This window comes from Streptomyces hainanensis, from assembly GCF_004348415.1.
Lineage (GTDB): Bacteria > Actinomycetota > Actinomycetes > Streptomycetales > Streptomycetaceae > Streptomyces > Streptomyces hainanensis.
The window spans coordinates 1-14,995 of sequence record NZ_SMKI01000166.1; the positions used below are offsets into that span (position 1 = coordinate 1).

Below are 14,995 nucleotides of genomic sequence, written 5' to 3' on the forward strand. Positions count from 1 at the left end.
GGTGGGGAGGTATGCCGGGGGGCAACGAGAACAGGGACGAACCCGGCCTGGCGCTGTTTCTGGTCTGGTGCGTCCTGGGGTTTGTCGTCGGATGGACTCTGAATGTGAGATACGCGCAATCGATGGGAATCGGTCCCGAGGACGAGATTTCCGGGGAACAGTTCGCGGTCTTCTCGGTCATACTCCTCGCCCCGGTGTCCGTTTTTCTCAGGATCGGGGGGCAGTTGGGTAAAGAGGTGCGGCGGGGAAGGATCTCTTGGGCGACGTACTGGGCGACGCTGTTCGGTATCGCCGCGTCTGCGTTGGCGCTTCTCGGTGTCTCGGGTGTCGATGATCTTGTCGGGGAATGGTGTCGGTATGACAACGTGTGTTGATTTCCGTGGCCGCTCGGCCGCCGACGGATGAGCCGGCGGGGGCGGCCGGCCGGGTGGAGGTGTCGTGAACGCGGACCGGATGCTGGCCGCCGCCGCGGCCGACTTCGATCGGCTGCTGGCCGTTCTCGGAGCCGACGAGGCCGCGCGGCTCAGGCGGCACCTGACGGTCATGCGGGCCGAGCCGCCGGGCAGCGACCGGCGGCGGCAGGCCGCCGAGTCGGCCGCCCGCGTGGTGGGGCCACTGCTCGGGTCGGAAGCGGGAGGCCGCTATGCCGAGGCCGTCGACTCCGGCGGGGGGTTTCGGCCCGAGGACCTGGCGGTCCTGCTGATCGACGGACACCGCATGGTCGGTCCCGTACTGGGTCCGGTGCGGGACCGGCTGTTGGCGACGCCCATGCTGGACGACGAGTTCGCGGAGCGCTGGGAGGCCCAGCAGGCGTTCATCCGGCTGCCCGGCCCGGGCGGTGGGGAGAGGCTGCCGCTCTTCCAGTTCGCGCCGTCCGCGCCGGCCGCCCCGTCCGCGCCCCCCGAGCCGCGCCCCGTGGTCCTGGAGGTCAACCTCCTGCTGGACGCCCGTCGCGACCCCTGGGGCGCGGCCGACTGGTGGTTGTCGCCGAACGCCTGGCTCGGCACCGGACGCACGTCTCCCGCGCACCTGCTGGGCACCCAGGACGCCGCGCTGCTTCCCGACCTGGCGCGCCATCTGACATCCGAGGAGGGGATCTGAGCCGATGCCACGCGTCCGCCCGCCCGAGGCCCTGCCCGGCACCCCGACCAGGGTGGTGCTGCCCGCCGGGACCCGGCTCTTCCGCGTCCACTCCGCCGCCCGGTCCGGTACCGCGGCCAACCCCGTACCCTCCCACTGTCTCTGGGGCGGAGGGCGGTTCGACGCCACCGCCTGCGACCCGTACGGCTACCTCTACGCCGGGCTCACCGTGGAGGCCGCCGTCTGCGAGACGCTGCTGCGCTCCATCCCCTTCGACCCCGCGGGCGGCCCCCGTCTGCTGCCGTCTCCCGCCGTGCGGGGGCGCCGCCTGTCGTTCCTCCACCTGGCCCGACCGGTGACCGTCATCTCGCTGATGGGCGGCCGTGACCTGGCCGCCGTCAGCCAGGACTCCTGGCTGGTGCAGACCGAGTCGGCGGAGTACCCCTACACCCGGGACTGGGGGCACTGGATCCGTTCCCGAGCCGGCGACCGGGCACAGGGCTTCGTCTGGCCGTCCAAGCGCGAGCCCGCGCACCGCGCGCTCGTCCTGTTCGCCGACCGCTACCCGCCGGACGCCGTGGCCGAGTCGGACGAGCCGCCGATCGACCTCTCGTCCAGGGAGGGGACGGAGTGGCTCAACGCTCTCCTGGAGCCGTACGGGACGCTGCTCGCCCCACCCGCGGGCCAGGGCTGACGGTGGGGATCGGCCACCGGGCGTCGAACGACCACACGGCCAGGAGGCCGCAACCGTGACTGCCGAGGACCGGCCCGTGGAAGCACCGGCCCCCGACCCGCGCGCCTGGCGGGACGCCGCCTTGGAGATCGTGCTGCGGCTGCCGTCCGACGATCCCGATCTGCCCGAGGCGTGGGGGGCGGTCGGGCTGCACAGCTACGCCCTGTTCCTCGCCGAGCGGGACGAGGCGGATCTGCGGCTCGCGGACCGGGCGTTGTCCGAGGCGCTGCTCGCGCCGCCCGAGGACCAGGACGAGTGGCAGGTGCGGCGCGTCGTCCACGCCCATGTGCTCGCCTGCCGCCACGAGTTCGACGCGCAGCGGGGCCGGCGCGGCGCGGCTCCGTGGGACGCGGTGGCCGAGGCGGCCGCCGCGGGAGTGGCGGTCCTGGACGGGAGGCCGGAGTACGCGGTGATCGCGGCGCTGGCCAGGTTCCTGCTGGCGGTCGTGGCCAGGGCGCGTTACGCGGCGGCCCCGTCCCCGGAGGTGTTGGCCGCGGCGCTCGCCGCCCAGGAGGAGGCGCTCGGACACCAGCCGGAGGGCACCCCCGACTGGGTGGCGCTGCACCTCGGGAGGGCCGAGCTGCTGTTCGAGCGGGCGCGCGCGGGCGGCGGGACGCCCGACTACCACGCGGCGGTCCACCACCAGCGTGCCGCGCTCTCCGGGTTGCGGACCGGCCCGGAACAGGCCCGTGTCCACCACGACCTGGCCGCCATGCTGGTCGTCCTCGGCGTGCTCGACAACGACGGGGACGCCCTCCGGCAGGCGCGCGACGAGTTCGAAGCCGCCCTGGCCCGGGCGGGGTCCGCCTCCGGCGAACCGCCGTCGTGGGAGTGGCAGGCGCGGGTCTTCGACGTCTATGTCCGCGCCGTGCTGTGGCGGGACTGGGACGAACAGGCCGAGGCGGAGATCGCCGCCGGCCGGCTGGACGCCCTGCTCCGGGAGCCCGGCGCGGAGGACCGGATGGACGCTCCGTTCGTCGAGGCGTTCGCGCAACTCCGCTACGACCGGGCGGCGCGCGACGGTGACGACGCCGGCCGCGACGCGGCCCTCGCCATGTTGCGGCGGGCGGTGGCGCGCTGGCAGCCGGACCATGGGTCCGTGGGCCAGGCCGCGATCGTTCTCGGCTTCCTGGAACTGGGCCGCTACCAGGACGACCAGGACGCCGACAGGCTGGCCGTCGTCGCCGAGGCCGCCCGGCGGGTGCTCGACTCCGGGGAGGAGACGCCGCTGGCCCGAAGCCTCGCCCAGGTTCTGCGCGGGTTCGTCGACTCCGGCCTGGTCGGGCCGGCGAGCGGGGACGGCACGGCGACCTCCCTGACCGATGTCCGGATGGACGTCGAGATGCCGCCCCTGCTGGAGTTCCTCGGCGAGGCGATGGCCGAAGGGCACGTCACCCACGACGACGCCGAGGTCACCGGCCTGGGCCGGGAACTGCGCCGCGCCGTACGAGGGCTCCGCGAACGCGGCTTCGAGGAGTGGCGGCGCTCCGAACCCGGCTCGGCGGAACACGGAAAGCTGGCCAGGAGCCTGTTGGCCGTGCTGCCGCTGATCGACCACGACGGCACCCGGTTCACCCGCGAGCAGCGCGACGCGCTCGTCGCGGCGGCCGTCGCGACCGACCGGGGGGAGGCCGACCCGCACGTCGCCCACGCCATCACCGGGATGGCGCTGGCCCACGACGCGTTGACCAGCGGCGACGAGCGGCGCTGGGACGAGGTCCTGACCCACCTGGACGCCGCGAGCGCGGCGGCGCCGGGCGACGGCGGTGGCCTCGGACGCGACATCGAGAGCCTTCGATCCCTCGCCCGCTACCACCGCGGCAGGCATCGCGGCGGCCTGGACGACGTGGGTGCGGGCCTCGCCGGCCTGTCCTCGCTGCCGGAGATGTTCGACACCGAGCGCGTCTCCCCGGCCATGCGTCGCGGGACCGCGGAGGAGACGGCGGCCATCCAGGGCCTGCGTGCCGCCGAAGTGGGGGACCTGCCCGCCGCCGACCGCCAGCTGGCGACAGTGGCCGAGGCGTTGGCCGCCCGGGCGCCCCAGGACGCGCGGCGGATCGTGCTGTACACGGCGCACGAGATGCTGCGGGCGGCGCGCGACGCGCTGGCGTCCCGGCTCGGCGTGCCCCTCGCTCCGCTTCCGCCGGGCGGCCAGCTGCCACCGGCCGAGGTGCTGCGGGCGGCCGCCCGGCTACCCGGCTTCCTCCGCGTCTGGGTGCTGGGGGACGGTGGCGCGGCCCGGCTGACCAACGCCCTGATGACCGACGATCCCGGCGCCGTCGAGGAGAGCCTGAAGCTACTGCGGGCCGCCCTGGAACTGGTGGACGAAGGCGACCACTCCTGGATCCGGTATGCCTTCGTCCTCGGCAACGCCCTCTGCGCCCTGAGCGTCGTCGACCGCAGTGCGCGCCGGCGGGCCGCCTGGTCGGAGGAGGGCATCGCCTGGCTCGAGCGACTCCTGGCCCGGATCGGCGGGCCGGAGAACAGCCGGTTGTGGTTCGACGCGGGCCGGATCCTGGGCACGCTCTATCGGCTGCGGGCGGAGGGGAAGGGCCGGGCCGGCCGCGACGACCGGGCCCGGGCCCGCCGGGCGCTGCTGTCCGCGCTGCGCGGCGGCGCCTGGTCGGTGCTGTCGCAGTCCGGCACCGAACACGCCGCGGAGGCCGTCGGCCGGGCCTCGGAGGTGGCGCTCCAGACGGCGGCCTGGTGCCTGACCGACAACGTGCCGGCCGAGGCGATGACGGCGCTCGACTCCTGCCGGGGACTGATCCTGCACGCGGCCATGACCTCCCGCTCGGTCGCCGAGCGGCTGGAGGCGGCCGGCCGGCGGGAGTTGGCCGCCGAGTGGCGCGCCGCGGCCGCCGCGGGCGGTGGTGACGGCGCGGTGCCGAGCGAGTTGCGCCACCGGGTTCTGGGACAGCTCAACGGCCCCTCAGGGGAGCGGCAGCCACGGGACCGGCTGCTCGATCCGCCTTCCCTGGCGGAGATCGGCGCGGCGCTGCGGGCGGTCGGCCGTGACGCGCTGGTCTACCTCGTCCCGGCCCTGCGACCCCTGCCGCCGCCCCCCGGGATGCTGCCGCGCTGGTCGGGGACCGGCGCGCTGCCCTGGGGCGCCGCCGTGGTGGTGACGGCCGACGGCCGGGTCCGCCGGGTGGTGCTGCCGCGGCTGCTGGAGGAAGCCGAGGTGCTGCGGGAGTACGGGCCGGTGGCGGGAACGAACCGCGACCTCGGGCCGGTCGGCGGTGCCGGCGCGCCGACCTCCGGCGCGCCGACCCATGGCGTGCCGTTCCACGAACGGCTTGACCGGCTGTGCCGGTGGGCCTGGGACGCGGCGATGCGGGACGTGCTGGCCGAGTTCGCCCCGATGCGGCGGGCCAGGCGCCGCCACCCCCGGCTGGTGCTGGTGCCGATGGGGGCGTTGGCGGCCGTGCCCTGGCATGCGGCCTGGGAGCCCGGCGTCGAGGGCCGGCGGCGCTACGCCTTCGCGGAGGCGGAGGTGTCGTACGCGGCGTCGGCCCGGCTGTTGTGCGAGGTGGCCGCGCGTCCGACCGTACGGCACTCGGGCACGGCGCTGGTGGTGGGCGATCCGCGGGGGGACCTGGCGTACGCGGGCGTCGAGGCGGCGGCCGTGCACCGCGCCTTCTACCCGGGGGGCACGTTCCTCGGCGGTCCGGCGGGGACGCCGGACCGGGTCCGGGAGTGGCTGCGATCGCCCGGCGGTTCCGGCGGGGTGCTGCACCTGGCGTGCCACGCCACCGTGGCGCCGTCGGCGGCGACCGGCGGCGGGCGGGACAGCGCCCACCTGTCCCTGCACGGCGGCCGGGTGTCGGCGGAGGACGTGGTGGAGGCGGCCGCCGCCGAGTTGGAGGTGGTGGTGCTCGCGGCGTGCCGCAGCCACGTCTCCGGCCGGGGGCACGACGAGGCGTTCAGCCTGTCGACGGCCTTCCTGGCGGCGGGCGCCGGCTCGGTGATCGGCTCGCTGTGGCCCGTGCCGGACGACGCCACCTCGGTGTTGATGTTCCTGACCCACCACTACCTGCGGCGGGGCGGCCTGCCGCCGGGGCAGGCGTTGCGGCGGGCGCAGCTGTGGGTGGTCGACCCGCTTCGACGCCCTCCGCCGGGCATGCCTCCGGAGCTGGCGGCCCGCGCGGCCCACGTCGACCCCGACGACCTCAGTGCCTGGGCCGGGTTCACCCACCTCGGCCGCTGACCGGCACGACGGTCCGCAGCGGCAGTGTGACCGTCGCCCACCGGCCTGGACCGCCGTGTCCCGTCCCGGTCGCGGGGCCGACGTCCCGGCTGCCGGACGGGGTGGGGGACGTCAGCCGCAGGACGCCGTCGCCGGGCCCGGCCGCGTCCTCGCGCGCCGCCGGAGTGGCGTCCGGACGCCAGGGGGCAAGGTGGAACGGCACCGTGTTCAGCTCTCCCTCGGCCACGATCAGCTTCAGCCAGTCGCGCGCCGCCGCGCCCGGCCCCGGCGGCCGGGAAGCGGGCAGGGACAGCTGCACCGGGTCCCCGTCCAGGGCGTGCCCGACGCGGCCCGGGCCGATGAAGTGGCCGGGGAAGAGAACCGAGTTGGCGGCGTAGCTGTCGGTCAGGTCGAGCAACACGCACCAGACGGCGACGCTGGAGCGGTTACGCAGCCGGATCGACACCCACGGCTCCCGCCAGTGGCCGGGCCCCCCGGTGTAGGAGAAGAGGTACTCGCCGTCGCCGCCCGGCCGACAGGGCTCCTCCTCGCCCCAGGGGACGATCTCGACGCTCACCCGGCTGCTCACCGACGACGCCGGGCAGTCCAGGTCGCGCAGCTGGCGCCAGCGGGCGAGGTGGTGGAGGCAGTCGACGACCCGCGTGGCGTCGAGCGGCCCGCGCAGCGGCAGTTCGGGTACGGGCGGCAGGTCCTCGTCCACGGGTGCCACCCGCGCCCCCTCCCCGCTCACCGCCAGCCGCAGGACCGCCGAGCCGAGAGCAGCCCGCCGCCCGTCCTCCGCCTCCTTCTCGGTCACGCGCAGCAGCGGCGAGCCGGCGGCCGCCGCCCGGATCCAGGCCGCGGCCGCCGGCGCGGCCGCCGCGTCGATCGTCACCGTCGCGGGTGGCAGCGGCAGTTCGGACATCGCCACCGGGTACGCCCGCCGCCGATCATCCGGCATCCAGCCCCTCGCGTCGACGAGGGTGCGCGTCGGCTCGACCACGCGGGCCCGTACCGTGCGGCCTCCCTCGGGGCCGTCCCCGGTCACGGTGAACGCCAGCCGGGCCGGGTCCCCGACGCGCAACCCGTGGGCCGCGCCGGCGGTCACCTCCCAGCCGTCGTGCCCGCAACGCAGCAGGTACGGGCTGGGCTCGGTCGCCGCGGCACCGCCGAGCAGCGGCCGGTCGGTCGGGCCGCCCGGCTCTTCGGGCCACAGCACGGGGTGTTGCGGCACCCCGAGGCGCCGGACCCGGGCGTGGGCGGCGGTCAGCAGCTCGCGGCAGCTCGCGGCCGGGCCGGCGGCCCAGGCGGCGGTGAGGAGCGCCTGGCTGAACACGCCGCGGACCTCGCCGAGAGGCGTCTCCGCCTCGTAGGCGCGCTCGGTGAGCCGGCTCGCGGCCAGCAGCGCGTGCCGGGGTTCGACATGCCCGGCCGTGACCGCGGCGTCGCGACCGGTCGCGACCGGGGCGCGCCAGGACGGCCGCGGCGGGGCGTATCTCGGGATCAGCTCCGGGTCCCGGGTTCCGCCGCCGGAGTAGCAGCAGTCGAGCACCGCCACCACGTGCGTGCCGGGGGCCGCGGTCGCGTCGAGGAGCGCGCCGAGTTCCTTGTCCACCAACGGGCCGTCGACGGCGAGCAGGGCCTGGCACCGTCCCGTGGCCGCCTCGACGCGCTGGTGCCGCGGGTCGGCGGTCTCCAGTTCGGTTCCGTGGCCGGAGAACCACAGCAGCGCCGTGTCCCCCTCGCCGGCCCGCCCCAGGTGGGAGCGGATGCCGGCCACGATCGCGTCGCGCGTCGCCGCGGCGTCGTGGATCTCGGCGAGGTGCGCGCCACGGGGCGCCAGCCAGGCCCGCGCGGCCAGGACGTCGTTGACGGCGCCCCGCAGCGGGCGGCTCGACACCTCAGGCGGATAGGCATCGACACCGATCAACAGGGCGTAGGTCTCGGCCATGAGCCGGATTATGGCGGCCGGGGCCGACCGTGCGCAGGCCGTTCCCCGGTCCGCTTCCGGGTGCTTTCCGCACGGTGCCGGGCGCCGGCCGGGGCTTCGCCGCGGGTGCGCGGGGGATTTGCCCGCTCCCCCCGAGGGACGGGTCGCTCTATCGTGACGTCATGGGCAAGGACGACGAATCCCCGCCGAACACCCCCTCCCACGCCGACATCCTGAAGGATCTCAGGGCGTTACGCCGTCCCGGCCTCGTCCACCTGCGCGACGCGCCGCCTCCCGCGCTGCGGTGGGCCGCCGAACGCCGCGGGCTGTGCGCCAAGGACGACGAAGTTCCGGCCGGGGTGGAGGAACTGCTGCGCCAGGCCGTGCGGCGGCTCGGCGAGGACGACGACCTGGGCCGGGCCGCGGCCTACACCTTCGGTCTGGTCGCCGGCTTCCGCGGCGCCGCCGCGCAGGACCGCCGCAGGCGGGCCGCCGGGGTGTACGGGATCGCCCCGGAGACCTTCCGCCGGGGGCCCGAGGAACGGGTGCTCAAGCAACTCGCCGAGGCGGTGCTCGCGCTGTCCCGGGAACACGGCTCCGGGCGCGGGCCCCGGGCGGCGCCCGACCCCGGACCTCCGCGGAACGCCCCGGCCCCGCCCGAGACGTTCACCACGACCGTGGCCGACGCGCCCGTGCCCTTCGTGCTGCACGTCTCCCCGGTCGAGCTGCTGCGGGACATCGACATCCTGGTGTCCTCGGAGAACGTCTACCTGGAGATGTCCAAGACGTTCATCCCCACCCTCTCCGGCTCGCTGCGGTCGGCGGCCGCGATCCGCGACGCGGCCGGGGAGTTGGTGGAGGACGTGCTCGCCAACGAACTCGCCACCTGGGTACGCCGGCACCACCGACCGGGGTTGCAGGTGAGGCCGGGCACGGTCGTCCCCACCTCGTCGGGCGCGCTGGCCGGACAGGGCGTCCACCGGATCTACCACGCGGCCGTGGCGGTGCCGCTGCGCGACCGGGACGGGTACTCCGTGGCGCCCGACGACATCGCCCGCGCCGTGCGCGAGTCGTTCGCGCTGGCCCGCGCCGAGCGGGACGAGTTCGACCCACCGCTGTCCTCCATCTGCTTCCCGCTGTTGGGCACGGGGCGCGGCAGGGTGCCGCCCGAGGTCAGCGCCCGGTGGATCGCCTGGGCGGTGCACGAGGAGTTGCAGCGCGATCCCCGCTGGACCGTGCACCTGGTCACCAGGAACCGGGCCGCTGCCGAGGCCGTCGCCGACCTCGACCTCGGGGCCGGTCCGACGGCCCGCCCGTCGCCCTGACCTGACCTGGCCTGGCCTGGCCGGTCGCTCCCCACCGGCCGGCCCGGCTCCTGACGGTTCGTCGCCGGAACAGGCCCGGAAAAGCACCGGCGGTGCCGCGGTTTCACCCGCCAGTCGCCCGGCTCGTCTCCCTACGCTGCCAGTCCGCAGTTCCGCGATGCCCCCGTTCCGCCGATTCGTCGGGGAACGCGCGAGGGCGAACCACGCGGAATCCCGCCGACTGGAGGTGACGCGTGACCGACTCGGCCCCGCTACCGGGAATACCGGCAGGGGAGGCGCCATGAGCCCCGGACGCGTCGCGCCCGTCGTGACCTTCGTCGTTCCGATCGTGGAGTTCCCCGGGCCCGAGGCGCGAGGCTCGTCGCGCGTCGACCCGGCGGAGGCCCGCCTCGGCACACTGAGCGGCGCACTGCTCGCCACCTGGGCGGCCATGGCCGGGGCCCGGGCGCTGGCCGCCGCCGCACTGCGGGCCGCGGCGGCGGCGCCCCACCGGGCGGGGGAGCCGCAGCCGCCCCACGGGTCGCCCACGGAGTGGCAGGACGCCACCTTCGCCGTCAGCCGGGCGAACGCGAGGCTCGACGTCCTCCACGCGCGCGTCCGCCGGGTGGCGCCACCCGACGGGCAGGGAGGCGAGCCGAGCGCCGCGCCCGCCCGTCCGGAACTGCCGCCCGCGCTCGTTCCCGCCGGCCTGCGCCTCGACGAGATCCACACGTGGCTCGCCCTGACGGACCGCACCGTGCGGCGGGCGGAGACCGAGCTGGCCCGGCAGGTCGCGTCGCTGTGCGCCGCCGCCAGCGAGGACGACCGTCCCACGGCCACCGCTCGACGGCTGTGGGCCCGCCGCGAACGGGCGCTCACGGACTACGCCGAGGCCCGCACCGAGCGGGAGGCGGCCGACGCCCTGCCGCCCTACACTTCCCCGTTGCCCGTGGCCCCCGCCCTGACCGCCGCCCTGGCCGCCGAACTCGGCGAGGAGTTGCTGGCGGGACTGGACCCGGCCGTCCCGGTCGCCGCGTGCGCCCGACTCCAGGAGGGACTCGGCCGGGCCGTGGAACTCGCCTCCCACCGCCCCGCCGACGCCCTGCCGCTCCTGCACGCGGCCCGTGAACGCGCGTACGCCGCGAACTGGCGGGCCGCGGGCCGGCGGGAGACCGCCGAGTGGGCCGCCCAGCAACTGCGCGTCCTGCGGCAGCCCCGCTCCACGTCGGGGCCCGCTCCCGAGGCCGCGCTCACCGCGCTGGAACGGGCCGTCGAACACGGCGACCCGGTGGATCCCCGGCTACGGGCGGACATCAGCGGACAGGTCGCCGCCAGACGGACCGCACTGGAACGCCTCTACGTGGCGGAACTGGCACGCCGGGGCGGCCCGGGTTCCCGACCGCCGTCGACGGACGGAGGCGCGTCGTGAGGCGCGTCGTGACAGAACGGCGGCACGGCCCACCGTACGCCCGCGAGCCAGGCCGACCTCGACCGTGAGGTCGAGGCCGCCGCCACCATCGCCCAGGCGGAGATCTCCGAGCGTTCCCGGGCCACGGTCATCGGCTTCGGCAGCGCGGAGCGGGAAGGCCAGACGGCGGCCCACCAGGTCTGCGAGCCGACCGTGCTCGACGCGGCCGGGCGGCAGCACATCGGCACCTGCGCGCAGAACCTGGCCCGCCCCGACCGGGAGCTGGTCGGGCCGGGCACCGACTTCCCCGCCGCCCTCAACCAGGCCCTCGAACGGCTCGGTGGTGCGGGTGCTGGGCAGGAGCGGGAACTCGGCGCTCCTCGGGCACCGGACCCCGGGCCGTGACCCCGCCGGCCGGTCGGGCACGGTCTGCCACGCGTTGGAGGGACCGGCCGAGCACCTGACCACGGCCGCCTGCCTCGCCCTGCACACCTGGACCTGGCAGCGGAACCCCCTGCCGCTGGACCGGGTGCGAGGTCCGTTGCCCGCCGTGCCCGTCACCGACCTGACCGCCGAACGGGAGGAGAACCTGCTCCGACTGACCCGGGCGTCGCTGGAGCCACGGGTGGCCGGCACACTCGCCGCCGTCGTCGCGGAGGTGCTCCGCAACCCGAACCGCCGTTTCGCGCTGCTGGACCGGTCCCATGGCCGTGACCGGTTCGCCGTCCTGTGGGGGCTCCACGGCATCTTCGGCGAGCTGCTCGCCGGGCAGCCCCTCGGAACGGGCGACGAGTGGCTGCTGCGCGCGGCGCGGCAGGCCCTGACCCCTGTCCCTCAACGCCTGGCACCGCCCCGGGAAGTGCCCCGAAGGCCGGCCGACGACGAACTGCTGCGCGCGCTGAGTCGGTACGAGGCCTCCGCCGAGGGCCTCCCGAAGCTGCTCGCCGAGGTGTGCGCGCGCCTCGCCGACTGGCCCGCGCCGCTACGGAGGCGGCTCTGCGCCGTGCTGCTCGAACGCCGGCTCCTCCTGGAACAGCTGGCGGCGGGCGAGCCGGACAACCGAGTCGCCCAGGTCACGCGCCTCTACCGCCACGCCGTCCGCCCGTTCGCCGCCGAGCCGTGGGTGGCGGACCGGCTGAGGACCCTCCTGCCCGAGCTGTGGCTGGCCTCCGACGGATCCCCGGCGGCCCGGCGGGCGCTGCGGGAGATCCTCAGCGAGCGTCCCGGCCTTCCCGAGGAAGCGTGGGTCGCGCTGTTCCGCGCCGCCACCCGGACGCCCCCCACCGGGAGGCGTGTGCCCGCGGAGCCCGCCCCGGCTCCGTCTCCCGCCGAGCCACGACCTGCCGCTTCCCCGGTGCCGGTGCCGGTGCCGGCACCCTTCCGGGCGCCGGCCGAGCGGCGCGACGATCCCGGGCCCTTCACGGACGTCCGCACGGTCGGCCTCCTGATCGCCGTCCTCCTGGCCCTGGGTATCGCGCTCGTGGCGTACGGCTGCTCGGCCGGTGGCACCTTCGCCCACGCCTCCGGTGGGGCGCCCGCACCGAGCCTGACGGCCTCGCGGCCTGGACAGTAGGCGGCCCGCCGATGCGTCAGAACGCAGGCGTGGCGAGTCGGGCCGGCGCGGCCTCACATCCGGGATCTCAGCACGTCGACCTCACAGCCCGGCGCGAAGGGGTCGAAGCCGTGCTCGACCAGCCAGCGAACCCCCAGCAGGCTCCGCAAGGACCACCACGCGTGGATCACGTCGAGGTCGATGTCGGTGCCATAGCCGGCGATGACGTCGTCGAGGTGCTCCTCGTGTCCGAGCGTCAGGGTGGCGAGGTCGAACAGGGCATCACCCCGGCCCGCCTCGGACCAGTCGATGATGCCGGTGACCTCGTCGCCGTCGACGAAGACATGATCGATCTGCAGGTCGCCGTGCGTGAACACCGGAGTCCACGGCCGGAGCGCGGCCTCGGCGACCCGGCGGTTGCGGTTGACCAGGTCGGCGGGCAGGACGCCGTTCGTCACGAGCGACTCGCACTCGCCGTCGAGTTCCGCCACCAACTCGTCGGGACTCCTGCGGCGCCGGCCGGCCCAGGGCGGCAGCGGCGCGTCGTGCAGCTTCCGGATGGCGGCGCCCGCCGCGGTCCACGCCGCCGACGACCCGGTCGACGGCCCGCCGAGACGGCCGAGCGCCGTCCCCGGGAGTGCGGCGATCGCGAGCACGGGCGCCTTGCGCCACAGGACCTCCGGGGTGGGGACCGGCGCGAGGGACATCGCCTCGACCTCGACGTCGAGGCGCGCCTGATCGGCGTCCACCTTCAGGAACACGTCGCCGACGCGCAGAGTCGCGCGTTCGGAATGGGCGACGACGACTTTGACCTCATCCATGGGCGCCCACTATCCCGGGGATGATCGTCGGCGCGAAGCCCCGCATGGCGATCGACCGCTCACTCCGTCTGGCCCCGGTGCCGCCGACCTCGGCGCGGGCCGGGTGCGCCCGTGCCGAGGTGGTTGACGTCAGGTGTCAGTAGCCGTAGATCATCCGGTAGGCGACCTCCGGCAGGAACTGCCCGGCCGTGGAGCCCGATCCGACACCGCAGTTGCCGTCGGACTCACCCGGGGTCTTGAGCCACAGGAGCATCTCGGCGCCGCTGCCTCCTTGCTGGGTGGGCGTGCCGATCCGGCGTCCGCCGGGGTTGCACCACTCGCCGTTGGAGCCGTTGCCGTTGCGGCTGGTGTCCACGACGAACGGCCTGGTGTAGCCGTGACGCTGGCGCAGCGCCTGGTTGACGCTGTTGGCGTAGGACGCGTTCTCGTCGGTGCGGAAGTAGTTCGAGACGTTGAGGGAGAAGCCCCTGGCCAGGCCGAGGCCGGACGCGTTGAGCCGATCGGCCATGGTCGAGGCGTCGATCCAGCCGGGGTTGCCCCCGTCGAGGTAGACCCAGGCGTTCGGCGCGTTCGACCGGAGTTGGGAGAGGGCGTTGACGAGCATGTTCTGACGCTCGACGATCTGAGCCTGGGACATGCAGCTGTAGTCGCCGAGGGCGTCGGGTTCCAGCACGACGACGGCCGGCCGGCCGCCTATACCGCCGGCGAAGGCGGCGATCCAACTCGCGTACGCGGACGGGGACGGGGCTCCGCCCCCCGAGTGCCCACCGCAGGCGTCGCGGCCGTACATGTTGTAGGCGACGAGGAGCGGCAGTTTGTCGGCGGACTGGGCCGCGCCGACGTAGGAGCCGACGGCGGAACGGATGTCGCCGCTCCAGGAGCCGAACCAGCGGGCCATGGGGGTGTTGGCGATGGAGTCGCGGATCGCGGACGCGCGTCCGTCACCGGGGTTGGCGGCCGCCCAGACGGCGGGGCTGGAGTTGGGGTCGACGTAGAAGCCACTGGCCATGGCCAGCGGGGTGGATGCCGGTGCCGCCTGGGCAGGCGGCGACGACGTCAGGAAGAGCGGCAGAGCGAGGAGGGCTGCCACTGCCCCTCGTAAGAGCGTGCGCATGGACGTACCTCACTTCGTGGAGGGCCGGAAGCGCTCCCCGACTCGGGGAGGCGTTCCGGGGTGACGGTCGGAGAGTGGAACGCCGGGGCGGAGTTGTCGATCGGAGCCGTCGACGACTGGGCGCTCAGCGGGTGAACCGCCACCAGTTCATGTTGAGGAGGAAGCCGCTTCCGCCGGTGAACCGGAGGTAGAGGTCGCGGGTTCCGGTGGCGCCGGTGACGGGGCAGGAGACGGTGGTCCAGGTCTGCCAGCCGCCGGTGCCTGGCACGGTGCAGGTCCCGACTCGTGGGCCGTTGGCGCTGTCCAGGCGTACTTCGATGGTGCCGCCACTGGTCGCCGAGGCCACCCGCGCGCTGAAGGAGCTCGCGCCCGTGCCGAAGGCGGCGCCCCTGATCCTGAGCCAGTCGCCGTTGTCGACGTAGCCGACGTTCATCCCGCCCTCGCCTGACGGTTCGGTCTCGACGCCGGAGGCCCAGGCGCTGGTCTCCGCCTCCTGGCGGACGAACGGGTCGAGCGTCCCCAGCTGTGGCACCCCGGCGGTGGTCATGTTGATCGTCGGGATGGTGCCGTCGGCGTTGTACTGGAACCGCTCCACGGCGACGGAGCGGGTGAAGCCGCCGCCGCCGGGCAGCGCGCCGTTGTGGTAGAAGAAGTAGGAACTGCCCCGGAAGTCGATGATCCCGGGATGGTTGGTGAAGCTGCTGCCCTGTGCGGGCATGATCGTTCCCCGGAAGGTCCAGGGCCCGGTGGGGCCGGGGGCCGTGGAGTAGGCGATGGACTCCGAGCAGCAGTTCGCCGCGAAGACCAGGTAGTAGAGGCCGTCGCGCTTGTAGACCCACGGCCCCTCCTCGTAGAGGGTCGGGC

12 protein-coding genes are annotated in these 14,995 nt (G+C 75.2%); 8 read left to right on the forward strand and 4 right to left on the reverse strand.

Features of this window, described 5'->3' with window-relative positions; all coding sequences use genetic code 11:
* The 4 genes from E1283_RS17080 to E1283_RS39460 all read left to right on the forward strand — a co-directional run.
* On the forward strand, positions 1-374 hold a 374-nt coding region (locus tag E1283_RS17080), incomplete at its 5' end, for a hypothetical protein (protein ID WP_207930430.1).
* 64 nt (positions 375-438) lie between these two features.
* Positions 439-1,101, forward strand: coding sequence for a hypothetical protein (locus E1283_RS17085; RefSeq protein ID WP_132818920.1), 663 nt, complete (start codon positions 439-441; stop codon positions 1,099-1,101).
* Between the two features lie 4 nt (positions 1,102-1,105).
* The gene (locus tag E1283_RS17090; protein WP_132818921.1) at positions 1,106-1,774 is read left to right on the forward strand and encodes an RES family NAD+ phosphorylase; all 669 of its coding nucleotides are present in this window, start codon (positions 1,106-1,108) and stop codon (positions 1,772-1,774) included.
* Between the two features lie 55 nt (positions 1,775-1,829).
* A complete protein-coding gene (locus tag E1283_RS39460; RefSeq protein WP_132818922.1) occupies positions 1,830-6,023 on the forward strand; it encodes a CHAT domain-containing protein in 4,194 nt (1,397 codons plus the stop codon).
* Here the strand turns inward: E1283_RS39460 and E1283_RS17100 are convergent.
* Entirely contained in the window at positions 6,004-7,953 is a 1,950-nt protein-coding gene (locus E1283_RS17100; RefSeq protein ID WP_132818923.1) for a caspase family protein, read from the reverse strand. The two genes, E1283_RS39460 and E1283_RS17100, sit on opposite strands and share 20 nt — an antisense overlap.
* Before the next feature lie 161 nt (positions 7,954-8,114).
* Here E1283_RS17100 and E1283_RS17105 point away from each other — a divergent pair, with 161 nt between their 5' ends.
* From E1283_RS17105 to E1283_RS17120, 4 genes are all read left to right on the forward strand, one after another.
* Entirely contained in the window at positions 8,115-9,257 is a 1,143-nt protein-coding gene (locus E1283_RS17105; RefSeq protein WP_132818924.1) for a macro domain-containing protein, read from the forward strand.
* Positions 9,258-9,537: 280 nt separating this feature from the next.
* Positions 9,538-10,665 (forward strand): hypothetical protein, encoded by a 1,128-nt coding sequence (locus tag E1283_RS17110; RefSeq protein ID WP_132818925.1) that lies wholly within the window; start codon positions 9,538-9,540, stop codon positions 10,663-10,665.
* Positions 10,666-10,857: 192 nt separating this feature from the next.
* On the forward strand, positions 10,858-11,049 hold the full coding sequence (locus E1283_RS17115) for a hypothetical protein (protein WP_132818926.1): 192 nt from the start codon (positions 10,858-10,860) through the stop codon (positions 11,047-11,049).
* Positions 11,050-11,083: 34 nt separating this feature from the next.
* Positions 11,084-12,217 (forward strand): hypothetical protein, encoded by a 1,134-nt coding sequence (locus E1283_RS17120; RefSeq protein WP_132818927.1) that lies wholly within the window; start codon positions 11,084-11,086, stop codon positions 12,215-12,217.
* Positions 12,218-12,270: 53 nt separating this feature from the next.
* Here E1283_RS17120 and E1283_RS17125 read toward each other — a convergent pair whose 3' ends face one another.
* The 3 genes from E1283_RS17125 to E1283_RS17135 all read right to left on the reverse strand — a co-directional run.
* Positions 12,271-13,017 carry a phosphotransferase family protein gene (locus E1283_RS17125; protein ID WP_132818928.1) on the reverse strand — a complete coding sequence of 249 codons (747 nt, stop codon included), beginning with the start codon at positions 13,015-13,017 and terminating at the stop codon, positions 12,271-12,273.
* A gap of 136 nt (positions 13,018-13,153) precedes the next feature.
* Positions 13,154-14,131 (reverse strand): glycoside hydrolase family 6 protein, encoded by a 978-nt coding sequence (locus E1283_RS17130; protein WP_132818929.1) that lies wholly within the window; start codon positions 14,129-14,131, stop codon positions 13,154-13,156.
* 124 nt (positions 14,132-14,255) lie between these two features.
* A partial coding sequence (locus tag E1283_RS17135) for a carbohydrate-binding protein (RefSeq protein ID WP_132818930.1) occupies positions 14,256-14,995 on the reverse strand: 740 nt, incomplete at its 5' end.

Coding starts and splice junctions, on each gene's coding strand:
- E1283_RS17090 (WP_132818921.1), top strand. CDS start 1,106: ATGCCACGCGTCCGCCCGCCCGAGGCCCTGCCCGGCACCCCGACCAGG.
- E1283_RS17100 (WP_132818923.1), bottom strand. CDS start 7,953: ATGGCCGAGACCTACGCCCTGTTGATCGGTGTCGATGCCTATCCGCCT.
- E1283_RS17105 (WP_132818924.1), top strand. CDS start 8,115: ATGGGCAAGGACGACGAATCCCCGCCGAACACCCCCTCCCACGCCGAC.
- E1283_RS17110 (WP_132818925.1), top strand. CDS start 9,538: ATGAGCCCCGGACGCGTCGCGCCCGTCGTGACCTTCGTCGTTCCGATC.
- E1283_RS17125 (WP_132818928.1), bottom strand. CDS start 13,017: ATGGATGAGGTCAAAGTCGTCGTCGCCCATTCCGAACGCGCGACTCTG.
- E1283_RS17130 (WP_132818929.1), bottom strand. CDS start 14,131: ATGCGCACGCTCTTACGAGGGGCAGTGGCAGCCCTCCTCGCTCTGCCG.